This is a genomic window from Streptomyces sp. NBC_00457 (assembly GCF_036014015.1).
Classification (GTDB): domain Bacteria; phylum Actinomycetota; class Actinomycetes; order Streptomycetales; family Streptomycetaceae; genus Streptomyces.
In genome coordinates this window covers 9,405,848-9,428,401 of the sequence record NZ_CP107905.1, presented here as the reverse complement: position 1 = coordinate 9,428,401, position 22,554 = coordinate 9,405,848, and the positions used below count along the sequence as shown (strand labels likewise).

At 71.3% G+C, this 22,554-nt stretch carries 17 protein-coding genes and 1 pseudogene; 10 read left to right on the top strand and 8 right to left on the bottom strand.

All coding sequences use genetic code 11. The features are described from left to right. Positions 1-102: 102 nt before the first annotated feature. On the bottom strand, positions 103-3,258 hold the full coding sequence (locus OG828_RS43105; RefSeq protein ID WP_328504231.1) for an RICIN domain-containing protein: 3,156 nt from the start codon (positions 3,256-3,258) through the stop codon (positions 103-105). A 176-nt stretch (positions 3,259-3,434) separates the two neighbouring features. On the opposite strand from OG828_RS43105, the gene OG828_RS43100 reads away from it, so the two are divergent. The 5 genes from OG828_RS43100 (at position 3,435) to OG828_RS43080 (ending at position 11,226) form a co-directional block, all read left to right on the top strand. Continuing rightward, positions 3,435-4,976 (top strand): ABC transporter substrate-binding protein, encoded by a 1,542-nt coding sequence (locus OG828_RS43100; RefSeq protein ID WP_328504230.1) that lies wholly within the window; start codon positions 3,435-3,437, stop codon positions 4,974-4,976. A 10-nt stretch (positions 4,977-4,986) separates the two neighbouring features. Continuing rightward, on the top strand, positions 4,987-5,913 hold the full coding sequence (locus OG828_RS43095) for an ABC transporter permease (RefSeq protein WP_328504229.1): 927 nt from the start codon (positions 4,987-4,989) through the stop codon (positions 5,911-5,913). A 14-nt stretch (positions 5,914-5,927) separates the two neighbouring features. Further along, positions 5,928-7,943 (top strand): dipeptide/oligopeptide/nickel ABC transporter permease/ATP-binding protein, encoded by a 2,016-nt coding sequence (locus OG828_RS43090; protein WP_328504228.1) that lies wholly within the window; start codon positions 5,928-5,930, stop codon positions 7,941-7,943. Further along, positions 7,936-8,925: an ABC transporter ATP-binding protein gene (locus tag OG828_RS43085; protein ID WP_328504227.1), complete on the top strand. Its 990-nt coding sequence runs from the start codon at positions 7,936-7,938 to the stop codon at positions 8,923-8,925. The genes OG828_RS43090 and OG828_RS43085 overlap by 8 nt, the downstream gene beginning before the upstream one ends. An 84-nt stretch (positions 8,926-9,009) precedes the next feature. Next, complete coding sequence (locus OG828_RS43080; protein WP_328504226.1) at positions 9,010-11,226, top strand: WD40/YVTN/BNR-like repeat-containing protein; 2,217 nt, start codon at positions 9,010-9,012, stop codon at positions 11,224-11,226. A gap of 81 nt (positions 11,227-11,307) precedes the next feature. On the opposite strand, the pseudogene OG828_RS43075 reads toward OG828_RS43080, so the two are convergent. After that, a pseudogene (locus OG828_RS43075) lies at positions 11,308-11,466 on the bottom strand (cellulose-binding protein); the annotation flags it as partial. Between the two features lie 142 nt (positions 11,467-11,608). On the opposite strand from OG828_RS43075, the gene OG828_RS43070 reads away from it, so the two are divergent. Together OG828_RS43070 and OG828_RS43065 are read left to right on the top strand one after the other, a co-directional pair. Next, complete coding sequence (locus OG828_RS43070; protein WP_328504225.1) at positions 11,609-12,799, top strand: MFS transporter; 1,191 nt, start codon at positions 11,609-11,611, stop codon at positions 12,797-12,799. Positions 12,800-12,881: 82 nt separating this feature from the next. Further along, entirely contained in the window at positions 12,882-14,042 is a 1,161-nt protein-coding gene (locus tag OG828_RS43065) for an acyltransferase family protein (protein WP_328504224.1), read from the top strand. Here the strand turns inward: OG828_RS43065 and OG828_RS43060 are convergent. Together OG828_RS43060 and OG828_RS43055 are read right to left on the bottom strand one after the other, a co-directional pair. Further along, the gene (locus OG828_RS43060) at positions 13,948-14,424 is read right to left on the bottom strand and encodes a GNAT family N-acetyltransferase (RefSeq protein ID WP_328372632.1); all 477 of its coding nucleotides are present in this window, start codon (positions 14,422-14,424) and stop codon (positions 13,948-13,950) included. The genes OG828_RS43065 and OG828_RS43060 overlap by 95 nt on opposite strands. 83 nt (positions 14,425-14,507) lie before the next feature. Further along, positions 14,508-15,173, bottom strand: coding sequence for a class I SAM-dependent methyltransferase (locus tag OG828_RS43055; RefSeq protein WP_328369606.1), 666 nt, complete (start codon positions 15,171-15,173; stop codon positions 14,508-14,510). Positions 15,174-15,316: 143 nt separating this feature from the next. Here OG828_RS43055 and OG828_RS43050 point away from each other — a divergent pair, with 143 nt between their 5' ends. After that, the gene (locus tag OG828_RS43050) at positions 15,317-16,066 is read left to right on the top strand and encodes a maleylpyruvate isomerase family mycothiol-dependent enzyme (RefSeq protein ID WP_328369604.1); all 750 of its coding nucleotides are present in this window, start codon (positions 15,317-15,319) and stop codon (positions 16,064-16,066) included. Between the two features lie 7 nt (positions 16,067-16,073). On the opposite strand, the gene OG828_RS43045 is transcribed toward OG828_RS43050, so the two are convergent. Continuing rightward, the gene (locus OG828_RS43045; protein ID WP_328504223.1) at positions 16,074-16,481 is read right to left on the bottom strand and encodes a MarR family winged helix-turn-helix transcriptional regulator; all 408 of its coding nucleotides are present in this window, start codon (positions 16,479-16,481) and stop codon (positions 16,074-16,076) included. Between the two features lie 87 nt (positions 16,482-16,568). Between OG828_RS43045 and OG828_RS43040 the strand changes: the two genes are divergently transcribed. Continuing rightward, positions 16,569-18,047 carry an MFS transporter gene (locus tag OG828_RS43040; protein ID WP_328504222.1) on the top strand — a complete coding sequence of 493 codons (1,479 nt, stop codon included), beginning with the start codon at positions 16,569-16,571 and terminating at the stop codon, positions 18,045-18,047. Positions 18,048-18,285: 238 nt separating this feature from the next. Beyond that, positions 18,286-18,390: a DUF6332 family protein gene (locus tag OG828_RS43035; RefSeq protein WP_328505037.1), complete on the top strand. Its 105-nt coding sequence runs from the start codon at positions 18,286-18,288 to the stop codon at positions 18,388-18,390. Here OG828_RS43035 and OG828_RS43030 read toward each other — a convergent pair. Genes OG828_RS43030 through OG828_RS43020 form a run of 3 tightly spaced genes read right to left on the bottom strand, consistent with a single transcriptional unit; the run spans position 18,351 to position 22,449 of the window. Further along, positions 18,351-19,016 (bottom strand): response regulator transcription factor, encoded by a 666-nt coding sequence (locus OG828_RS43030; protein ID WP_328504221.1) that lies wholly within the window; start codon positions 19,014-19,016, stop codon positions 18,351-18,353. The two genes, OG828_RS43035 and OG828_RS43030, sit on opposite strands and share 40 nt — an antisense overlap. Beyond that, positions 19,013-20,242, bottom strand: a complete 1,230-nt coding sequence (locus OG828_RS43025; protein ID WP_328504220.1) for a sensor histidine kinase — start codon at positions 20,240-20,242, stop codon at positions 19,013-19,015. The genes OG828_RS43030 and OG828_RS43025 overlap by 4 nt, the downstream gene beginning before the upstream one ends. A 53-nt stretch (positions 20,243-20,295) precedes the next feature. Next, the gene (locus OG828_RS43020) at positions 20,296-22,449 is read right to left on the bottom strand and encodes an MMPL family transporter (RefSeq protein WP_328504219.1); all 2,154 of its coding nucleotides are present in this window, start codon (positions 22,447-22,449) and stop codon (positions 20,296-20,298) included. Positions 22,450-22,554 lie beyond the last annotated feature (105 nt).

Sequence of the window (22,554 nt, the reverse complement as noted above, 5' to 3'; positions counted from 1 at the left end):
CCTCATGGGCGACGCAAGTATAGCGCGGCTGCGCATAAAACGATTTTCCGCACGGGTTCGTTCCCGGTGGAGGGGGCCGGTGTGCCCGGCCCCCTGCCTGGGTCAGCCGCGGGTCAGCGTGACCTTGTACTCCCGAGTCTGTGAGCCGTCTTCGCTGGTCAGGGTGGCGACGTACGCCGTCCTCGCCTCCTTGCGGACCGTCACCGTCGCATACGGGTCGCGTGCGGTGGCCGTGAGCTGGGCCCGGTCCGGGCGGTCCGTCGTCACTCGGTAGTCGGTTCTGTCGGGGTCGAAGCCGGTGACGGGAACTCCGGCCACCTCGATCGACGCTGCCCCGGCGTCCGAGGAGGCACCGGGCGCCTTGGCGTACACCTCGATCTCGCCGAGGGTGATGTAACCGCCCGGGGGTGCCGTCATGACCACGCGCACCGCGTTCACCGGTCCGCCGGCCTTCACCGGGACGTCGACGACGGGTGTGCCCTCGGTGCCGACCTCGACGGAGTCGCTCGCGTCGGCCCAGGTGCCGTCGGCCTGCCGCGCCTGCACCTTCAGGGATTGCGCGAAGCTGACGTTGCCGCCGTCCCGGTGGAAGTGGGTGACGACGCGGGTCACGTCGCGGGCCTGAGGCAACGTGAAGGTGACGGTGTCGGACGGGTTCTTCACGCCCGGCTTCCAGTTCGACCAGGCCTTCTCGGTGAGGTCCCCGTTGCGCAGCCGGTCGGCGGAGTAGCCGCTCTCGGTGAACGTGGCGCCGACGGTCACGTTCTCGTCGCGCGCGGCGTTCGTCTGGCGGGGTTCCGTGACCTGGACACGTGCGGTCGCCGGGACGGTGGTGCCGTCGGGGATGCGGGCGGTGCCGCGCAGGGTCGTCACTCCGGCGCCGTCGAAGGCGCCCTCGGGTGCCGGGTCCCAGGTGACGGGGAGGTCGGGGGCGCCGCCGTGCCTGCCGACGCCGACGACCGTGGCGGGCAGGTCGGGCCGTCCGCCGGTGTAGGTCTTGGCGCGGGCGGGAAGGGTGGCGGCGATCGTGTCGACGGTGACGACCGCTTCGGCAGGGATGGTGCGCCCGCGTACGTCGGTCGCCTTGCCCTTCACGCGGACCGTGCCGGGCGTGCGCCACCGCGAGTCGGACGGGACCTGCCACTGGACGGGGAGGGCACCACGGGCGCCGTCCCGGTAGACGGGCGTGACGGTTTCGGGGAGTTCGGGTGCGCGGCCGGGGACGGTGAACGCTTTCGCGGGCTCGGTGCGGAGCGCGGTCTCGTCGATCACGGTCCACCGCTGGTTGGCGTTGGACGTGGGCAGGTACGCCGACACGCGGGCGCCGTCCGCGGTGGACTGCCCGGCGACGTCGATCAGGCGGCCGGTGGCGGCGTTGACGAAGGTCCAGGTGCCGTCGCCGGTCGTCGACATGATCCACTGCGCTGGTGGCGCTGAGCCGCCGGCGTCCTCCAGGACGGCCTCGTTGTCGCGCACAGCGAGGCGCTTGCCTGTCGCCGCGTTGACCAGGGCGTAGCGCTCACGGTTGCCGTCACCGCGGGTCAGTTTGCGCACCGACCACAGCTGGGACTCGGCGTTCGAGTCGCTCGTGCGGATGACGACGCCGTTTCCGTCGTCGGACGGGGCCAGGGATTTGCCGCTCTGCGCGCCCTGGAGCCGGTAGGTGTGGCCGGGCTGAACGAGCGCGGCGTCCTTGTCGGTGCCGGAGACACCGTCGACGAGGAACGACGTCACCGACTTCGCCGGCACGGTGAGCGTGGCCGAGTCGTCGGTCACCTTCACCGCGGTACCCCGGACGAGCGCCCCGTCGGCGCTGGTGACCACGGGCGTCACCTTGGCGCCGGGCGCGATGTGCCGGAAGCGGGAGAGGTCCAGGGTCACGGCGCGCTCGGTCGTGCCGTTGTTGACGTGCACCACTGTGGCGCCGCGTCCGGACCCGCGGACCGCGGCGACGCTCGACCGGTCGTCGACCTTGACGAAGTGGTCGCCGGGCCGGATGTGGTGGGTGAAGTTGCGGATCGTGTGGAACTTGGTGTTGGTGCGGATCGGGCAGGTCTGTGGCGTGTCCGTGGACTTGCAGTTGAACGGGATGTGGATGCTGCCCCAGTTCTTTCCCGCCTGCGCCTGCGGGATCGAGTCCTCGACGGGCTGCCACAACACCCAGGCGGAAGGCTCCAGTTCCCGCATGTCGTCGACGATCCGGGTGGCGATGCCGAGGCCCGGCTCCATGCCGGTGAAGTCGGTGCCGGTACCCCAGGTGCCCTCGACCTCGCTCATCCAGAACTTCTTGTCCGCGGCCTTGGCACTGTCCCGGGCGCTGGTGCGCATGCCGGTGCCGTAGGTGTGCACGTTGAGCTGGTCGACGGCGGCGCGCGAGGCGCTGTCGTAGGCGTTCCAGTTCTGGACGAAGATGCCCGGGTTCGTCTCGTCCATCGCGGAGACGGTCGCGCGGGTCTTGGCGTCGGCCAGGGCCCGGCTCAGGGCCTGGACGACCTTCTGCTGGAGCTCGGGCCCGGCGTGCGCGCCTTCCTGACGGCCGCCGACGGGCCGGCCGTCGGGACCCAACTGGGTGCCCCAGTAGTTGGTGTTGGGCTCGTTGAGCGGGGCGATGGTGTCGAACCTGATGCGGTGCTTCTTCTCCAGTTGGTCCGTCACCCGGGTCAGGTAGGTGGCGAACTCGTCGACGCGGTCCGCGCGGATCTGGTCCGTGCTCGCGTCGAAGCCGCCCGAGACGTATCCGCTGACCGTCTGGAACCACGGCGGCGAGTTGCTGAACGCCTCCCAGCGGGTCACCTTGTCCTTGATCTGGTCCACCCACCAGCGCTGGTTCGTGTCGGCCGCCCAGTTCCAGTGGTCGGGGTCGCCGGGGTTCCACCAGTCCATGTCTTCCCTGGTGGTGCCCGCGGGAGCCTTCCAGAAGCCCTCCATCGTCGCGCCGGCCTTCATGTAGTCCGTGCGGACGTCGGGGGCGTTGCCGCCGCCGATGTTGTAGCGCGCGATGTTGAGGCGGAGACCGTCCTCGCCGAACAGCATGTCGACGAGCTGCTCGCGGATGGGGTCCGGGTAGCCGCCGGTGGCGTTGGCGAACCACACCAGGCTCGTGCCCCACCCTTCGAACTCCTGCTGCTGGTACGAAGGGTCGATGCGTACCGTGACCGCGTCGGCGGCGGCAGCCGGGGGCCCGGCCATGAGTCCCGCGCCGAGGGCCAGGGGAACGGTGACCGCGAGTGCCCGGACGAGGCGATGTCTGCTGGACATGGATTCCCTTCGGGAGCGAACAGAACCGCACAGAACCAATCGAGCTTCCCGAATGTTTTAGGACGGCATCCAACACGTCAACAGATACGGCAGCTTCACACCTCTTGACGCGTGCAACATCAATGAGCGTCCATATATCTAAACTACGTTTGCTGTTATGGACAGACGGAGGCTCAGTGGCCCGTCCAGGCTCAGCCCGCACCCGTCCGATCGTCACGTCCCTGGCCGTTCTGCTCACCGTCTCCGGATGCTCGGTGGCCGGCGCCGACCCCATCGGAGGCGGTCCCGGCACCCTGCGCATCGTCCTTCCCGAGGAACCCCCGACCCTCGAACCCTGCGACGCCTCACTCACCGCGACGGGCCGGGTGACGCGGTCCAACATCACGGAGGCGCTCACCGAGCGCGAGGCGGCCACCGGTCGGCTTCAGCCGGCGCTGGCCACCAAGTGGAGCCGCACGTCGGCCACTTCGTGGACCTTCACGCTCCGGCCGGGGGTCAGATTCCACGACGGTTCGCCGCTCACCGCCGACGCGGCCGCCTTCTCGGTCAAGCGCGCCACGGACTCCCGCATCGACTGCAACGTCGACGGCTACATCTTCGCGGACAGCGAGCTGACCGCCGTACCGGTCGACGACACCACGCTCAAGGTCACCACAGCGGAGCCGGACCCGATCCTGCCGCTGCGCCTGTCCTTCGTGGAGATCGTGCCGACGAGCACGGCGCCGAACTCCCGGGTGCGCGAGCCGGTCGGCACGGGGCCGTACCGGATCGACGAGTGGAGCGAGGGGCGCTTCCTGCGCCTGAAGCGCTTCTCCGAGTACTGGGGCAGGGCACCGGAGTTCAACGCGGCCACCTATGTGTGGCGGGCGGAGGGCAGCGTGCGCGCCGCCATGGTGGCCAATGACGAGGCGGATGTCGCGATCGGTCTCGCGCCCGAGGACGGGGCGGGCGACCGGGCGGTGGAGTTCGCCACCAACGAGGTGTCGTACCTGCGGATGGACGCCACCAAGCCACCCCTGGACGACATCCGGGTCCGACGAGCCATCAACTACGCCGTGGACCGCGTGGGGTTGACCACGGCGGTCTTCGCCGGCCGGCCGACCGGCCAGCTCGTCGCCAAGGGCGTCACCGGGCACAACCCCCGCGTCCGGCCGTGGCCTTACGACCCGGACCGCGCGAAGCAACTCGTGGCCGAGGCCCGCGCCGATGGCGTCCCGACCGGCAGGACCATCACCATCATCGGCCGCACCGGCATCTACCCCAAGGCCGCCGAGGCGATGGAGGTGGTGCAGGACGGCCTGCTGAAGGCGGGGTTGAAGGCAGAGATCAAGATGCTCGACGTCAACGCCTGGCTGGAGTACCTGCTGCGCCCCTTCCCGGCGGGCGACACCGGCCCCACCCTGCTCCAGGCGCAACACGGCAACCAGGCCGGGGACGCCGCGTTCACGATGGAGCAGATCTACGGCAGCAAGGGCGCCCAGAGCAGCTACGGCACCGCCGCGTTCGACGTAATGATCGAGCGGGCGGAGCTCGCCTCGGGCTCGGCGCGGCAGACGGCGTTCGCGGATGCGTTCACGTACCAGAATGACGAGGTCGTACGGGATGCCGTCATGGCCAACATGACCGGGATCCTGGCGCTCTCCCCGAAGGTCCGCTACCGGCCGGACCCGTCCACCAATGACGAGATGCGGCTCGCCGACATGCGCCGCGCGGACTGAGGGGGCGGATGTGCTGATCCTGCTGCGCCGCCGTGCGGTTTCCAGCGTCATACCGCTGCTGGTCGTCGTCCTCGGCGTGTTCTTCCTCGCCCGCCTCACCGGAGACCCCGCCAACCTGTACCTGCCGCTCAGCGCGACACCCGAGATGCGGGCGGAGTTCGCCGCCCGCAACGGCTTCGACGAGCCGCTGATCACCCAGTTCGGCGACTACCTCGCCCAGGTCGCGCGGCTCGACTTCGGCGAGTCGCTGCGCACCGCCCAGCCGGCGAGCGAGGCGGCGCTGCGGGCCTTCCCCGCGACGCTCCAGCTGGCGGGCTGGACGATGTCGCTCTCCATCGTGGGCGCCGTGGCGATCGGCAGCCTGGCGGCCTACCGGCCCAACTCGGCCATGGACCGGGTGGCGAGCCTTCTCTCCTCGACCGCCGCGAGCGTGCCCGACTTCTGGTTCGCCATCATGGGGGTACTGGTCTTCGCGGTGTCGCTCGGCTGGCTGCCCACGTCCGGTACGAGCGGTGCGGCGGCCTGGGTGCTGCCCGTGGCCACGCTGTTCATCCGCCCGTTCGGGGTGCTGGTCCAGGTGGTGCGGGGCGCCATGATCACCGCGCTCTCCGCGCCGTACGTGAAGGTGGCGCGCAGCAAGGGCGCCTCCGAGGCCCGGGTGGTGTTCGGGCACGCCCTGCGCAACGCGGCGGCTCCCGCGCTCACCGTCGCGGGCGACCTCGCTGTGGGGCTGGTCAACGGGGCCGTCGTCGTCGAGACCGTCTTCGGCTGGCCCGGCATCGGCAAACTCATGATCGACTCGGTGCTGCAGCGGGACTTCGCGGTGCTGCAGGCCGCGGTGCTGCTCACGGCACTGGTGATCTTCGCGCTCAACATCCTGGTGGACCTCTGCCACGCGCTGCTCGATCCACGGGTACGGCAGCCGGCGGCGGCATGAGTCGAGGACGGGACATGCTTCGAAAAGCAGATGGGACAGCGGCACGGCGGAACTGGCTCGCACCGCTGCTGCGGGACCGGTTCGCGTTCGCGGCGGCGCTGGTGCTGGTGATGGTCGCGCTGTGCGCCGTACTGGGTCCGCTCCTCGCCGACGACCTGGCGACCCGGCAGAACCTGCGCGCGCCCGGGCGGGCGCCGTTCAGCCTCGACCACGGCTGGGCGTTCGTCCTCGGCAGCGACTCCCTGGGCCGGCCCGTCGCCGCCCGGCTGCTCGCGGCGGCCGGGACGACACTGTCCGTGGCCGTGCCCGCCGTGCTGTGCTCCCTGATCATCGGGTCGGTGTGGGGCATGTGGGCGGGCTATCACGGAGGATGGCGCGAGAACGTGTCGCTGCGGATCGCCGACGTGATCCTCAGCTTCCCGTCACTGCTGCTGGCCGTGGTCGTGCTGTACGTGTTCTCGCCGAGCGCCGCGAACATCGTGCTGGTCCTGGCCGTCGCCCGGATCCCGGTCTATCTGCGCACCGCGCGCGCCGAGTCCGCCGAGCTGCGCAGCCGGCTCTTCATCGACGCGGCCCGCACCTTCGGCACCAGCGGCTGGGCGACCATCCGGCGCCATGTAGCCCCCTCGGTGCTGCCCACGCTGCTCACCGTGGCCGCGCTCGACTTCTGCTTCGTCATGCTGGCCGAGTCCTCGCTGAGCTTCCTGGGCATCGGCATCCAGCCACCCGATGTGAGCTGGGGGCTGATGGTGGCGCAGGGGCGGCAGGAGTTGCAGAGCGCGTGGTGGATCGCGCTCTTCCCGGGGCTCGCCATCGTCCTCACGACCGTGTCGGCGACGGTGCTCGCCTCGTGGGCCCGGCTGACGACGGATCCGGGGCAGCGGTGGCGGCAGGGGCTGCGGCGCGGTCGCCGTACGGCGGAGAAGGGTGCGGGCGCCCGCACCACCGCGGGCACCGACGGAACCCGGGGCCACGGCCCGGCCGTTGAGCAGTCGGCGCCGGACGCTCACGTCGAACAACCGGCGCCGGACGCTCACGTTGAACAGCCGGCGTCGGCCGCCACCCTCTCCGTCACAGACCTGTCGGTCGACATCCACACCCCCACCGGCCCCGTCCCCGTCGTCCGCGGCGTCGGTTTCTCTGTCCGCTCCGGCGAGACACTGGCGCTGCTGGGCGAGTCGGGGTGCGGCAAGAGCATGACCGCGCATGCCGTCGCGGGGCTGCTCGATCCGGTCGCCGAGGTGGTGGGCGGGCAGGTGCGGCTGAGCGGCGAGGATCTGCTGACGCTGGACGCGCGGGCCAGGCGGCGGCTGGCCGGGCCCGGTCTGGCCATGGTGTTCCAGGACGCGCTCAGTTCACTCAACCCCGTCATGACGGTCGGCACGCAGCTCGCGGAGCCGTTCCGGATCCACCAGGACATGTCCCGGCGGGCGGCGCGGGCCAGGGCGGTGGAGCTGATGGAGCGCGTCGGCATCCCGGAGGCACGCGCACGCGCCGACGCGTATCCGCACCAGTTCTCCGGCGGCATGCGCCAGCGCCTGCTGATCGCGACAGCGGTCGCGCTGCGCCCGCGGGTCCTGCTCGCCGACGAGCCGACGACGGCCCTGGATGTCACCGTGCAGGCCCAGATCATGGACCTGCTACGGGAGTTGCGCAGCGAGCAGCACATGGCGCTCGTCCTCATCACGCACGACCTCGGACTCGCCGCCGAGCACGCGGACCGCGTCGCCGTGATGTATGCGGGCACGGTCGTGGAGACCGGGCCGGTGGCCGAGGTGTTCGCTCAGCCCCACCACCCCTACACGCGCGGCCTGTTGGAGTCGGTACCGGCCGAACAGCACCGGGGCTCCCGGCTCAGCTCCATTCCCGGCAGCCCGCCGGACCCGCGGTCCGTGCCCACCGGCTGCGCCTTCCGCACCCGCTGTCCCATGGCCCGCGACCGCTGCGCCACCCACCGGCCACAGCTGACCGCCACGGCGACGGGCCGGAGTGCCGCCTGCCACTTCGGGAAGGAGCTCGCTGATGCGTGAGCACGGCACCCTGCTGGAGGCCACCGGCCTGGTGAAGAGCTTCCCGGTGAGGCGCGGCACCAGGCTGCGCGCACTCGACGGCGTGGACCTGACCCTCGGTCGCGGGCAGACCCTTGGCCTGGTCGGCGAGTCCGGCTGCGGCAAGACCACGCTGGCCAGGATCCTGCTGCTCCTGGAGCGTCCCGACGTGGGCACCGTACGGTACGACGGCGTCGACCCGTTCGCGCTGTCGGGTGCGGAGCTGCTTGCCTGGCGCCGCAAGGTGCAGATGGTCTTCCAGGACCCGTTCGGCTCGCTCAACCCCCGGATGTCCGCGGCGGATCTGATCAGCGAGCCCTGGCGCACCCACCACGGCCTCGTGCCCGCCGGGCAGCGTTCGGCCCGCGTGGGCGAGCTGCTGGAGCTGGTGGGGCTGCGTGCGTCCGACGCGCACCGCTATCCGCAGGAGTTCTCCGGCGGGCAGCGGCAGCGGATCGGGATCGCCCGCGCCCTGGCCCTGGAACCCGACGTCATCGTGTGCGACGAACCGGTCTCCGCGCTGGACCTGTCGGTGCAGGCGCAGGTGCTCAACCTGCTGTGTGATCTGCGGGACGAGCTGGGACTGTCGTATGTGTTCATCTCGCACGACCTGTCCGTGGTGCGCCATCTCGCCGACCGGGTCGCCGTGATGTATCTCGGCCGGATCGTCGAGTCGGGTCCGGTCGAGGAGGTCTTCGACGGGCCGCGCCATCCCTACACGGCGGCGCTCCTGTCGGCGGCGCCCTCGCCGGTGGCCGGCGGTGGGCGCGGGCGGCAGCGCATCCTGCTCACCGGTGAGATCCCCTCACCGGCGAACCCGCCGTCCGGGTGCCGGTTCCGGACCCGGTGCTGGCGCGCGCAGGACGTCTGCGCCGAGGCCGCGCCCGCCGCACTGCCGGGAGCCCCACTGCACAGCGCGGCCTGCCACTTCCCGCTGGAGGAGGCGCCCGCGGCGGTGGGCTGAGTGGCCGACGCGCTCTTCTGCTCAACTCGCCCTTCTCGTAACGTCGTTCGCGTTTGACGTGGCCGATGTGACGGAAGGGTTTTCATGGGCAGAGGTCTGCCTGCGCTGGTACTCACCGCGGTCACCGGCGCCTCGCTACTCACCGCACCCGCGAGCGCGGCCCCGCCCGGCCCCTCCGACGTGTACCGGCCGGTGCGCGGGCCGTCCGCCCCCGCCGAGTACCGCTACGCCCAGAAGACCGTGTACGGCGAGTCGATCCCCCGCCACGCACACGACCTGGCCGCGGCGCAGGCCCGGAAGCTGCCGGTCGTCGGCGGCCGCTGGAAGAACGCCGGCCCCACGAACATCGGCGGCCGGGTCGTGTCCCTCGCACTGGACCCCAAGCGCGCCGACACCCTCTACGCGGCGGCCGCGAGCGGCGGTCTGTGGCGCAGCACGGACGCCGGGGCCACGTTCCACTCGGTGTGGCCCGACAGCTGGACGCAGGCCATGGGCGCGGTCACGGCCGCCCCGGACGGCACCCTGTACGTGGGCACCGGCGAGCCCAACCCGGGCGGCGGCAGCATCACGTACGAGGGGACGGGCCTGTACCGGAGCCGGGACGGCGGCCGGAGCTGGACGCCGCTCGGCCTGCGCGACTCCGGGGCGATCAGCGCCATCACCGTCGACCCGGCCAACCCGCGCCGCATCTACGTGGCCGCGGCCGGCTCGCTCTACAACGGCGGCGGCGACCGGGGCGTGTACCGCTCTGAGGACGGCGGCGCGACCTGGGAGCGGATCCTCACCGGTGCCAACGAGTTCACCGGCGCCACCGAGATCGTGGCGGACGGCGACCGCCTGTACGCCGTGCTGTGGGACAAGCGCCGCCGCCCCGATCTGCGCACGTACGGCGGTGTCGGCTCCGGCGTCTTCCGCAGCACGGACGGCGGCGAGACGTGGGAGCGGCTGGGCGGCGGACTGCCCGCCGTGGGCCCCGACGTCGGACGCATCGGCCTGGGCGTCGCGGGCGACCGGCTCTACGCGATCGTCAACAAGGCGGGCGGCTCCTTCGAGGGCTTCTACGCCTCCGCCGACGGCGGTGACAACTGGACCCGCACACCCGCCGACGACGACCTCACCAACTCGCAGTCCAGCTTCGGCTGGTGGTTCGGGAAGGTGTGGATCGACCCCCGGGACGCCGAGCACGTGCACGTGGCCGGGGTCGCCCTGCTGACCACCAAGGACGGCGGCGCCACCTGGAGCGCCGACGACACCAGCATGCACGTCGACCACCACGCCATGGTGTGGGACCCGCGCCGCCCCGGCCGGGTCTACCTCGGCAATGACGGCGGTGTCTATCGCTCCGACGCGCGCGGCGACGGCGGCTGGGTCAAGTCCCGCCACCAGCCGTACACCCAGCTCTACAGCGCGGCGATCACCCCGCAGGACGTCACCCGGATCTCGGGCGGAACCCAGGACAACGGCTCGCTGCGCTCCTGGGGCGGGGAGAAGTTCAACGAGTACCTCGGCGGGGACGGCGAGGAGAACCTGATCAACCCGGCCGACGTGAACAACGTCTTCGCCTGCTACCAGTACGGCAACTGCTTCCGCTCCACCGACGGCGGCGACACCCTTACGTACTTCGCCGACCGGACGACGTTCCAGCGCCGCAACTGGTTCACGCCGATGGCTTTCGATCCGCGTGATCCGAAGGTCCTCTACTACGGCTCCGAAGTCCTCAACCGCTCCACGGACGGCGGCGAGACCTGGCAGACCGTCAGCCCCGACCTGAGCGGCGGCCCGGGCTCCGACCCGCTCTACCCCAACTACGGCACCATCACCTCCATCGCCCCCGCGTCCGACGGCCGCACGGTCTACGTGGGCACGGACGACGGCCGCGTCTGGGTGACCAGGGACCTGGGCGCCACCTGGACGAAGCTGGCCGAGGGGCGCCCCTGGGTCACCCGGGTGGTCGTCGATCCGAAGAACCCCGACCGGGTGTGGACCACCCACTCCGGCTACCGCTCCGGCGACCCGCTCCCCCACGTGTACGGCAGCGCCGACGGCGGCCGGCACTGGCGCGACCTGTCGGGCAACCTCCCGGCGGCCCCCGTCAACGACTTGGTCGTGGCCCGTGGCGGTGTCCTCCATATCGCCACCGATCAGGGCGTGTTCACGTCCGTGACGGGCGGCGGGCGCTGGCTGCGCCTGGGCCGCGGCATGCCGCAGGTGCCGGTGGACGACATCGAGTACGACGCGGGGCACCACCGGCTGGTGGCGGCGACGTTCGGGAGGGGGTTCTACGAACTGACCACGCTCTGAGGGCCCGCCCGCCTCACGTAGCCGTCACGGGTCCCGGACCGGAGGATGGTCCGGGACCCGTGAGGCACGATTCAGGTGACGTCCGTAGTTCCGGGACGCCGGGTCGACGACCGAGCCGTGGGCAACGGCGGTTCCGCTCCAGGGGATCAGACAGAGCAGCACCGCGGCGAGCACGCTCAGGGCGAGTGCGGGACGGGGCCGGACTCTGCGGGTGGGAGCGCTGCCATTCCATCCAACCAGCTCCTCGCAAAGCGAGCGCAACGTCCGTTTGCGCCACCCTTCCCACCCCGGCCGACCGGCGATCGACACCCTTGCCTCACCCCTACGCACGCCCTAGCCTGACTTTGTGCCGCTAATAAACAAAGCCCGAACGCACAACGCCGTGCCGGGCAACCGCAGCGACCTCACCCGACTCCGTATCGCCCTCACGGTCTTCTTCGCCCTCGACGGCTTCGTCTTCGCCGGCTGGGTCGTGCGCATCCCGGCCATCAAGGAGCAGACCAACGCCTCCAGCAGCGCACTCGGCCTCGCCCTCCTCGGCGTCTCCGCCGGCGCGGTCGTGACGATGATGGTCACCGGCCGCCTGTGCCGTCGCTTCGGCAGCCATCCGATGACCGTGATCTGCGGCATCCTGCTCTCCCTCAGCGTCGCCCTGCCCCCGCTCACCCACTCCGTGCCGGCACTCGGGGCCGTCCTGCTGGTCTTCGGGGCCGCGTACGGCGGGATCAACGTGGCCTTCAACAGCGCCGCGGTCGACTTGGTGCGAGCCCTGCGACGCCCCGTGATGCCCAGCTTCCACGCGGCGTTCAGCCTCGGCGGCATGATCGGCGCCGGGCTCGGTGCGCTCGTCGCCGGTGCGCTGACTCCGACGCGGCACCTGCTCGGGCTCACGCTGATCGGGCTGCTCGTCACCGCGCTCGCGGGCCGCACGCTGTTGCGCATCCAGCCTCCGAAACCGCCTGTCCAGCCCCCGAAACCGCCCGAGAGGGCACCGCGAGGGGAGTCCGCGCCGCGCCGGCCGGGGTCCCGTACCCGCCCCCTCGTGATCACCTTCGGCCTCATCGCGCTGTGCACGGCCTATGGTGAGGGCGCCCTGGCCGACTGGAGCGCGCTGCACCTGGAGCAGGATCTGGATGCCACGGCGGGTGTCGCGGCGGTCGGCTATTCCTGCTTCGCGCTCGCCATGACCATCGGGCGGCTCACCGGCACGCAGCTGCTCGAACGCCTCGGCCAGACGCGCACGTTGGTGTACGGCGGCACGACCGCCGCCGTCGGCATGCTGCTCGGCGCCCTCGCTCCCGCCCTCTGGGCGGCCCTCCTCGGTTTCGTGATCGCCGGACTCGGTCTGGCCAATCTCTTCCCCGTCGCCATCGAACGCGCGGGCGCCCTGGCCGGCCCCGACGGAGTCGCCATCGCGTCCACGCTCGGCTACGGCGGCATGCTCCTGGGCCCGCCCGCCATCGGGTTCATGGCGGACTGGTTCTCCCTTCCCACCGCCCTCACCAGCGTGGCGGCACTGGCGGCGGCCGCCGCGCTCATCGCCGTCGTGACACGGCGTGCGGCGGCCGGCTGAGTCGCGGGTGCTCGGCGAGGGAGTCGGCACTGCTCCTCGTATCGAGAGGTTTGCGTCGCGACGAATCGGTGAGGCGCACGAGATGTCGCGCCGCTTCGTCACAGCAGTCACTCCCGTAAGACCAAGAGCCACGGACACCACACGCCACAGCGGCGAGGCTCCGGCGCGCGAAGGGACGAAACAACGCGACGCGTTCTTCGACAACGCCAAGTATCTGGCCATCGTGCTGGTCGCGATGGGACACGCCTGGGAGCCGCTGCGTGACGGAAGCCGGACCGTCATGGCGCTCTACACGCTCGTGTACGCCTTCCACATGCCGGCGTTCATCGTCATCTCCGGCTATTTCTCGCGTGGTTTCGACGCGCGCCCGGAGCAGCTCAAACGGCTGGTGACCGGTCTGATCGTCCCGTACGTCGTGTTCGAGACGGCGTACACCCTCTTCACCAGGTGGACCGACCAGGTGCCGGACCGTCCGGTGACCTTGCTGGATCCCCTGTATCTGACGTGGTTCCTGGTGGCGTTGGTCATCTGGCGGCTGACCACGCCGCTGTGGCGATCGGTACGCCGGCCCCTGCCGGTCGCGCTCGCCGTCGCGATGCTGGCGACCCTGGCGCCGAGCATCGGCAACGACCTCGATCTGCAGCGCACCCTGCAGTTCCTGCCGTACTTCGTGCTGGGCCTGGCTCTGAAGCCCGAGCACTTCCGGCTGGTCCGGCGGCGCGAGGTGCGGATCGCGGCCGTGCCGGTGTTCCTGTGCGCGTTCGTCGCTGCGTACTGGGCGGTGCCCCGGATGACCAGTGCCTGGTTCTACCACCGTGACAGCGCCCCGGAACTCGGCGCACCGGCCTGGTACGGGCCCGTGATGACGCTGGTCACCTTCGGCTGCTCGATGCTCCTGGCCGCCTGTTTCCTCGCCTGGGTGCCGGGGCGGCGCATGTGGTTCACCATGCTGGGCGCGGGCACGCTGTACGGCTATCTGCTGCACGGGTTCGTGGCTCAGGGCTCCAAGTTCTGGGGCTGGTACGACCCCGCCTGGGTCCATGGGCCGCTGGGCGCCATCGCCGTCACCGTGGTGGCGGCCGGTGTCGTCACCGTGCTGTGCACCCCGCCCGTACGGCAGGTCTTCCGCTTCGCCGTGGAACCGAGGATCAGCTGGGCGTTCCGGGAGAACACGTTCCGAGGGAGCCCGCAGGCGGCTGCCGCACCATCCAGACATCGATCGGGTCCTGAGCCTCTACGGTGAACCCGTGGCGCTCGTACAGCCGTCGGGCGGCGCTGCCCCGCAGGACGTTCAGGCGGACGGGCATGTGATCGGCGTCGATCCGCCGCAGCAGTGTGCGCAGGACGGCCGACCCGAGCCCCCTGCCCTGGAGACGCGGAGCGAGATAGAAGTGCTCCAGCCACCGCCCGTCCTCGGCCGGGCGCACGGTGACGCAGCCCGCGAAGGCGCCCTCGGCCACGATGACCGACGTGTGCTGCGGGGAGAAGGAGTCCCGCAGCCGCTGCCGGACCCGATGCTCGTCGAACCGTCCCAGCCGCTCCAGATCCGGGCGCATCACCGTCGCCCGCAGCTCCGCGATCGCCTCGACGTCCGCCGGCTCAGCGGAACGCAGGGCCCATTCCATGGGACGGCCCGCCGTCCCACCTTGCGGTACCGCGTCCACCTGCGCACTTGTGTCCATGGCCGGAGTATCTCAAGCACAAACCCTCACCCCGCCAGTCGCTGCGTCACCCGCCACAGCCGGCGCGGCAGTTCGCCCTCCTCGAAGGCGTACACGTCGACGCCTTCCCAGCCCTCCGCCAGTTCCTCCACCAGCGTGCGGTCGAAGAAGTGCACCGCGAAGCCGCCGTGCTCGAAGATGTCGTCGCCGTGGGAGACGCCGGCGCCGTAGTGGGCGTCGCCGATGTGGCGGACGGAGTAGACGAAGGCGCCGCCGGGGCGCAGCACGCGGCGTACCTCGGTGACGAGTGCGTGGATCTCCTCGGTGGACAGGGCCATGCACAGCAGCATGTGGGCGAACACCCCGTCCTCGGAGGCGTCGGGCAGCGGCAGCGTCTCGCGTACGTCGTGGACCGTCGTCGTCACGGACAGGCCGGATCCGGCCGCCCGGGCGCTCAGTTGCTCCAGGCCCTCGGCGCTGAAATCCGTGGCGTGCACGGCGAAGCCCTCGCGGGCGAAGTACAGGGCGTCCCGTCCGTGCCCCGCGCCGAGCTCCAGCACCTCGTGTGCGCCGGTCCGCCGGAAGAGCTCGGCGGCGTACACCGCGGGGGCGGACGGCTCGTCGCCGTACAGGTCCGGATGGCCTGCGTACGTGCGCTGCCAGTGCCGCCGCTGCTCCCGAGCCAGTGCCTCGTCCTGCTCGCGCTCGCCCATCGGTACTCCTCCGTTTCGCGAAGCCCCGACGGGGCCGAGGGCAGCCTAAGGTCCACGCGCCGGGTCACCGGGGAACCCGGCGGCCCGATCTCCAGCCTCCGCGCTCTTCCCTTCGACCGCACTCCATACGGCACACTCGGCGCATGGAGACAGCCGAGTTCGTACGGATCCTGGACCGGGAGGGCCAGCTGCTGGCCTCGGCCGCCGCGGAGGCCGGCACCGACGTGAAGGTGACGACGTGCCCGGACTGGCAGGTACGGGACCTGCTGCGGCACACGGGGATGGTGCACCGCTGGGCGGCGGGGTTCGTCAACGAGGGGTACCCCTCCTATCACCCCGACGGCGGCCTGCCCGACCTCGACGGCGCCGAGCTCGTGACCTGGTTCCGGGACGGGCACCGGCATCTCGTCAGCACCCTCTCCCACGCGGCTCCCGACGTGAAGTGCTGGCATTTCCTGCCCGCGCCGTCGCCGCTCGCGTTCTGGGCGCGCAGGCAGGCGCACGAGACCACGGTGCACCGTTTCGACGCCGAGGCGGCCCGCGGTGGTACGCCGTCGGAAATCGCGCCCGGCTTCGCGGTCGACGGCATCGACGAGCTGTTGCTCGCCTTCCACGCCCGCCCCAAGAGCAGGGTGCGCACCGATGAGCCCCGGGTGCTGCGGGTGCGGGCGACGGACACGGACGACGCGGTGTGGACCGTACGACTGTCTCCGGAGCCGCCTGCGGCCACCCGCGGCGATGCCGTGGAGGCGAGCGCCGCCGACTGTGAGATCAGTGGTCCGGCGGCCCGGATCTATCTGTCGCTCTGGAACCGGCTGCCGTTCCCCGCCGTCACCGGCGACGCCTCGCTCGCCGCGCTGTGGCGGGAGAAGTCCGCCGTCACGTGGAGCTGAGCCACCGTCAGGTGGCGCTGTTCCCGGCGAGCATGCGCGTCAGCACCTCGCGCTGCACCGGCAGCACCTCGCCGTGCAGTGAGCGCCCCTTCGGGGTGAGGGCCACCTTGACGCCCCGCCGGTCCTCCGGGCACATGCCGCGCTCGACGAGGCCGTCCTTCTCGAGCCGGGCGACCAGCCGGGAGAGTGCGCTCTGGGTGAGATGGACCCGCTCGGAGATCTCCTGGACGCGGTAGGAACAGGTGCCGCCGTCCACCGCGCGTGCCTCGGCCAGGACGTCGAGTACCTCGAAGTCGCTTGCGCACAGGCCGTGTTGGTGCAGAGCGCGGTCGAGTTCGCACTGTGTGCGCGCATGGAGTGCGAGCATGTCGCGCCACTGTTCCACGAGCGCCTGTTCGGGCTTCTTCGCCGCCATAGCGCGGCACCGTAGCAGAGAAGCGGCTTTGTTGCATCGGAATTAAATGCGCTTGCATTCGATGCATGCGCATGTAGTGTCTTCCGCATGACCTCTCCGCTCACCACACCCACGTCCGACGGACGCTGGACGCCCCGGCTTTGGGGCACCCTGCTGGTGCTCTGCGCCGCGATGTTCCTGGACGCGCTGGACGTGTCGATGGTCGGCGTCGCCCTGCCGTCCATAGGCGCCGATCTCGGTCTGTCCACCTCGACGCTGCAGTGGATCGTCAGCGGCTACATCCTGGGATACGGCGGCCTGCTGCTGCTCGGCGGACGCACCGCCGACCTGCTGGGCCGGCGCCAGGTCTTCCTGATCGCCCTGGGTGTCTTCGCGCTCGCCTCGCTGCTCGGCGGGCTCGTCGACTCGGGCCCGCTGCTGATCGCCAGCCGCTTCATCAAGGGCCTGAGCGCGGCGTTCACCGCGCCCGCCGGCCTGTCGATCATCACCACGACCTTCCCCGAGGGCCCGCTGCGCAACCGGGCCCTGTCCATCTACACCACGTGCGCGGCCACCGGCTTCTCCATGGGCCTCGTGCTGTCCGGTCTGCTCACCGAGGCCAGCTGGCGCCTGACCATGCTGCTGCCCGCGCCCATCGCTCTGATCGCCCTGATCGCGGGCCTGAAGCTGCTGCCGCGCAGCGCCCGCGAGAAGGACCACAACGGCTACGACATCCCCGGCGCCATCCTCGGCACCGCGTCCATGCTGCTGCTCGTCTTCACCGTCGTCCAGGCACCGGAGGTCGGCTGGACGTCGGCCCGTACGCTGCTGTCCTTCCTCGCCGTCGCCGTGCTCCTCACCGTGTTCGTCCTCGTCGAGCGGCGCTCGCCGGGCCCGCTCGTCCGGCTCGGCGTGCTGCGCTCCGGCATCCAGATCCGCGCCCAGCTCGGCGCGATGCTCTTCTTCGGGTCGTACGTCAGCTTCCAGTTCCTGGTCACCCTGTACATGCAGTCGCTGCTCGGCTGGTCGGCGCTGCACACCGCGCTCGCCTTCCTGCCCGCGGGCGCGCTGGTGGCGCTGTCCGCGACGAAGATGGGCTCGATCGTCGACCGGTTCGGCACCCAGCGGCTCCTCCCGGTGGGCTTCGGGCTGATGGTCGTCGGGTACGCCCTGTTCCTCCAGGTCGACCTCGACCCCGTGTACGCCGCCGTGATCCTGCCGTCGATGCTGCTCATCGGCGCGGCCTGCGCGCTGGTCTTCCCGTCGCTCAACATCCAGGCCACGAACGGTGTCGACGACCACGAGCAGGGCATGGTCTCCGGTCTGCTCAACACCTCGGTCCAGGTGGGCGGCGCGATCTTCCTGGCCGTCGTCACGGCGGTGGTCACCGCGGGCGCCCCCGAGAACGCCACCCCGCAGGCCGTCCTCGACAGCTACCGGCCCGGCCTGGTCGTCGTGACGGGCATCGCGGTTGCCGGGTTGCTGATCACGCTCACCGGGGTGCGGCCCGCGCGTCGTGCGCGGCAGTCCGTGGTGGTTGCCAAGTCCACCGCGCGGGAGGTGGAGCGCGTGTCCGTACGCGACTAGGCGCTGCGCTGGCTGTGCCGCGATGGGCCGTGGGTCGTCTGCGGCTCCGTTGTGGCTGGTCGCGCAGTTCCCCGCGCCCCTTCGGGGCGCTGCCGAACCGCTGCCGACTTGGCCCGACCGCTTAGGGGAACGCCTGCCCTGCGTGCGCTCGGCGGAGCTGCTTGCTCCGTCGGGCGCACGGCTGTGACTCTTCGAACTGCCCGGCGCCTTGGGGACGTTGCTGCTGCGCACCGGGCTCGTGGTCACGCCCGTACTCTTCGCCGCCCGCGTCGTCAGTGTGCTGCTCCGCTTGCGGCAGCCGCCTCAGCCCAGCCAGCCCGGCCGTACCAGCCCCGACTCGTAGGCGAGCACGACGAGTTGGGCGCGGTCCCGGGCGCCCAGCTTCACCATCGTGCGGCTGACGTGGGTCTTCGCGGTGAGCGGACTGACGACCAGGCGGCGGGCGATCTCGTCGTTGGACAGGCCGATGCCGACCAGCGCCATCACCTCCCGTTCCCGCTCGGTGAGTTCGCCGAGGGCGTCGGCGGCCGCGGGCTCCTTGGAGCGGGCGGCGAACTCGGCGATCAGGCGGCGTGTCACGCCCGGCGAGAGCAGCGCGTCGCCCCCGACCACCGCCCGTACGGCGCGCAGCAGTTCCTCCGGCTCGGTGTCCTTGACCAGAAAGCCGGAGGCGCCGGAACGGATCGCCTCGAAGACGTACTCGTCGAGCTCGAAGGTGGTGAGCATGACGACCTTGACGTCCGTCAGCTCGGCTTCGTCGGTGATCCGGCGGGTCGCGGCCAGTCCGTCGAGCTTGGGCATGCGGATGTCCATGAGGACGACGTCGGGGCGCAGTTCGCGCACCATGCGCAGCGCCTGCTCACCGTCGGCGGCCTCGCCGGCGACCTCGATGTCCGGCTGGGCGTCGAGCAGCGCCTTGAAGCCTGCGCGGACCAGGGACTGGTCGTCGGCGAGCAGTACGCGGATCACCGGTCGTCCTCCTTGGCATTGAGCGGCAGTACCGCCAGCACACGGAATCCGCCGTCGTCGCGCGGTCCCGCCTCGATCGTGCCACCGAGGGCCGCGGCCCTCTCCCGCATTCCGGCCAGTCCGTTGCCGCTGCCGCCCGCGTCGGCGCCGGTCGCGGGCCCGTCGTCGTCGATCCGCAGCCGTAGCGCCCCGGTCTCGTGATCGAGGTGCACGCGCGCGTGCCGCGAGCCCGAGTGCCGTACGACATTGGTGAGGGCCTCCTGAACGATACGGAACGCGGCGAGGTCCGCGCCGGGCGGCAGCGGCGGGGACTCGCCCTCGACCTCGACGGAGAGGCCCGCGCTCGCCGCCTGCTCCACCAGTTCGGGCAGCCGGTCGAGGCCGGGTGCCGGGGCGCGCGGCGCGTCACCCGGCGTGCGGAGCGTGTCGAGGACCTGGCGGACCTCGCCGAGCGCCTCCTTGCTGGCGGCCTTGATGGTGCTGAGCGCCGTGCGCGCCTGCTCGGGGTCGGAGTCGAGGAGCGCGAGGCCGACGCCCGCCTGAACGTTGATGACCGAGATGCTGTGCGCGAGGACGTCGTGCAGCTCACGCGCGATCCGCAGCCGCTCCTCGTCGGCACGCCGTTTCGCCGCCTGGGCGCGCTCGGCCCGCTCCCGGGCCCACTGCTCCCGCCGGACCTTGACCAGCTCGGCCAGCGCCACGATGGCGACCACCCAGGCGGCGACGACGCCTTCCGTACCCCACGGCTGGGGCCCGTCCCCGGACGGCGGCAGCCAGCGGTACAGCCAGTGCGCGATCAGCACATGCCCGATCCAGAGCATCCCCACGGCCGCCCAGGCCGCCCGCCGATGCCCCGTGACGATGGCGCTGAAGCAGGCCAGGGCCACGGCCAGGAAGATCGGCCCGTACGGGTACCCGGCGCCGAAGTAGACCATCGCGGCCGTCGCCGTCCCGAAGACCACGGCGACCGGGTACCGCTTCCGCCACAGCAGCACGGCACAGGCCACGATCAGCAGCACCCGCGCGAAGGGGTCAAGCGCCGCGCGTTCGTCCACCTGCGCCTCAGCCGCGAAGCCCGAGCCGACCAGCACGAAAACGGTGAGCGCCACGGTGGATCGCCAGGGCCACCGGGCGCCCCGCTCCTCGTCGTCCCAGCGGTGCGCCCACGGCGGCCCGTACCGCCACCACGGCAGCGTGCCCCCACCGCGTACCCGAAGCCTGTCCATGTCCGCAACGCTAGACGCCACGCACCACCTGCGACGTCAGCCGGACGGGGTGATCACACGTACTCCCCCCGAAGTACGTCCTCCTCCGCCTTTTCCTCCCGCACCCGCAGCCGGCGCAGCCGCCTCGGCGCCCACCAGTTCGCCCGCCCCGCCAGCCGCATCGTCACCGGCAGCAGCACGACCCGGATCAGGGTGGCGTCGACGAGGATCGTCAGGGCCGTCCCGATGCCGAGTTCCTTGAGGAAGACGACGCCTCCGGTGGCGTACGACAGGAACGACAGCGCCAGGATCCCGGCCGCGGCGGTGATCAGCGGCGCGCTGCGCCGGATGCCCTCGCCGACGGCCTGCTCGGTGTCGCCGGTGCGCTCGTGTTCCTCCTTGATCCGTGCGAGCAGGAACACCTCGTAGTCCATGGACAGCCCGTACGCCACGCAGAACATCAGCACTGGGATGCTCGGCTCGATCGAGCCCGTCGGGGTGAAGCCGAGAAGCCCGGACAGATGCCCGTCCTGGAAGACCCACACCAGACAGCCGAACATCACCGACAGACTGAGCAGATTCAGCACGGTCGCCTTCGCGGGCAGCAGCACGCTCCCGGTCATCAGGAAGAGGATCACGTACGTCGCCACCAGCACGATCCCGATCGCGAGCGGGAGCCGGTCGAGCAACGTGGAGCGGAAGTCGGTCATCTCGCCCGGGTAGCCGCCGACCAGGGCAGGAGCGGGGGCCGGGGTGTCCCTGACGCGTTCGACGAAGGCGGGGACGTCGCCGTACATGGCCTGCTGGGTGGGTACGACGGCCAGGCGCACGCTTCCGTCGGGTGCCCTGAGCCGGTCCTGGCCGGGGGGTGCGGTGCGCGCCCCTTCGCGGTAGGTCCCCTCGGGTGCGTCTACCTGGAACACGCCCGGGAGACGGGAGAGTTCGGCGGCGTACGCGCGCGTGTCGGCCGGTTCGCCGAGGACGACCTGGACGGTGTCCGTGGGTTCGGCGGCGAACTCGCGGTGCACGATCTCGGAGGTGGTGCGCGAGGACGTGCCCTCCGGGAGCGTGTGCTCGTCGGGGAGACCGAAGCGCAGGCCGAGCAGGGGTGAGGCGGCGACGAGCAGGATCGTGAGCACGCCGGCGCCGGCGAGGAGCGGGCGGCGCATGGCGGCGAGGGCCGTGCGGTGCCAGAACCCGGAGGCGGGTGCGGCGGGACGCTCCACACGGTGGCCCCAGCGGCCGAGCGCGGCAGGGAGGAGGAGCACGGCTCCGGCCACCGCGATGAGCACGACGAGGACACCGGCGTACGCGAACGACCGCAGGAAGAAGAACGGGAACACCAGCAGCGCACACAGCGACACCGCGACCGTGACACCGCTGAACACGACGGTCCGCCCGGCCACGACGGTCGCCCTGACCACCGCCGCCTGCTGATCCCGGCCCGCCGCGCGTTCCTCACGGTAGCGGTTGATCACGAACAGGCTGTAGTCGACGCCGAGTCCGAGGCCGAGTACGAGTGCCAGGTTCGCGCCGAACGTCGACACCTCGGTGAAGCGCGCGAGCAGGCGCAGTCCGGCGAGGGTGCCGAGGACGGCGAACAGGCCGACTCCGACGGTCAGCAGGGCGGCCGTGGTGCGCCGGTAGACGAGGATCAGCAAAAGGAGTACGGCGGGCAGCGCGAAGGCCTCCGCGCGCAGGAAGTCGGTGCGGGCCTGCTCACCGACCTGCCGGGAGATCTCCTCCTGGCCGCCTGCGCGGACGTCCAGTTCGGGTGTGGTGCGGGTCAACCGGGGTGACGGTGTGCCGAGTTCCTCTCGGATCTCGGTGGGGGCGCCTTCGAGGTGGGCCAGGATCAGGGCGCGGCGTCCGTCCTCGCCGCGCAGGGCGGGGCTCCCGGAGTCCCAGTACGCGGTGACGTCCGTGACGAGCGGCAACTGTTCTACCTCGGCAGTGAGTTCACGGGCCGCCCGTTCGGTGCGCGGGCTGTCCACGTCGCCGTCGCGGGCCGTGACGAGCAGGGCGAGGTTGGGGTTGCCGGTGCCGAAGTCGTCGCGCAGCCGGTCACCCGCGTGCACGGACTCGGTGCCGGGGGCGCTCCAGTCCGAGAGGTCGAGGTCGTCCTGGGCGCCCGCGCCGTACGCGCCCAGGCCGAGGAGGACGAGAACCGCGCCGATCAGCACGGCGCGGCTGTACCGCACGGCGAGTCGGCCGAGCCGAGTGAGCATGAAGGCGCCTTTCTGCGGAGGCTGGTGTGCTCCCACACCGTCGGCCGGGTCGCTGGAAGGCCCGCTGGAAGATCCGCTGGAAGATCCGCTGGAAGACGGGGTGCG

Excerpts from the sequence above, each read along its gene's own strand:
- OG828_RS43105 (WP_328504231.1), bottom strand. The coding sequence starts at position 3,258 with ATGTCCAGCAGACATCGCCTCGTCCGGGCACTCGCGGTCACCGTTCCC.
- OG828_RS43090 (WP_328504228.1), top strand. The coding sequence starts at position 5,928 with ATGCTTCGAAAAGCAGATGGGACAGCGGCACGGCGGAACTGGCTCGCA.
- OG828_RS43085 (WP_328504227.1), top strand. The coding sequence starts at position 7,936 with ATGCGTGAGCACGGCACCCTGCTGGAGGCCACCGGCCTGGTGAAGAGC.
- OG828_RS43080 (WP_328504226.1), top strand. The coding sequence starts at position 9,010 with ATGGGCAGAGGTCTGCCTGCGCTGGTACTCACCGCGGTCACCGGCGCC.
- OG828_RS43065 (WP_328504224.1), top strand. The coding sequence starts at position 12,882 with ATGTCGCGCCGCTTCGTCACAGCAGTCACTCCCGTAAGACCAAGAGCC.
- OG828_RS43060 (WP_328372632.1), bottom strand. The coding sequence starts at position 14,424 with ATGGAATGGGCCCTGCGTTCCGCTGAGCCGGCGGACGTCGAGGCGATC.
- OG828_RS43055 (WP_328369606.1), bottom strand. The coding sequence starts at position 15,173 with ATGGGCGAGCGCGAGCAGGACGAGGCACTGGCTCGGGAGCAGCGGCGG.
- OG828_RS43050 (WP_328369604.1), top strand. The coding sequence starts at position 15,317 with ATGGAGACAGCCGAGTTCGTACGGATCCTGGACCGGGAGGGCCAGCTG.
- OG828_RS43045 (WP_328504223.1), bottom strand. The coding sequence starts at position 16,481 with ATGGCGGCGAAGAAGCCCGAACAGGCGCTCGTGGAACAGTGGCGCGAC.
- OG828_RS43040 (WP_328504222.1), top strand. The coding sequence starts at position 16,569 with ATGACCTCTCCGCTCACCACACCCACGTCCGACGGACGCTGGACGCCC.
- OG828_RS43025 (WP_328504220.1), bottom strand. The coding sequence starts at position 20,242 with ATGGACAGGCTTCGGGTACGCGGTGGGGGCACGCTGCCGTGGTGGCGG.
- OG828_RS43020 (WP_328504219.1), bottom strand. The coding sequence starts at position 22,449 with ATGCTCACTCGGCTCGGCCGACTCGCCGTGCGGTACAGCCGCGCCGTG.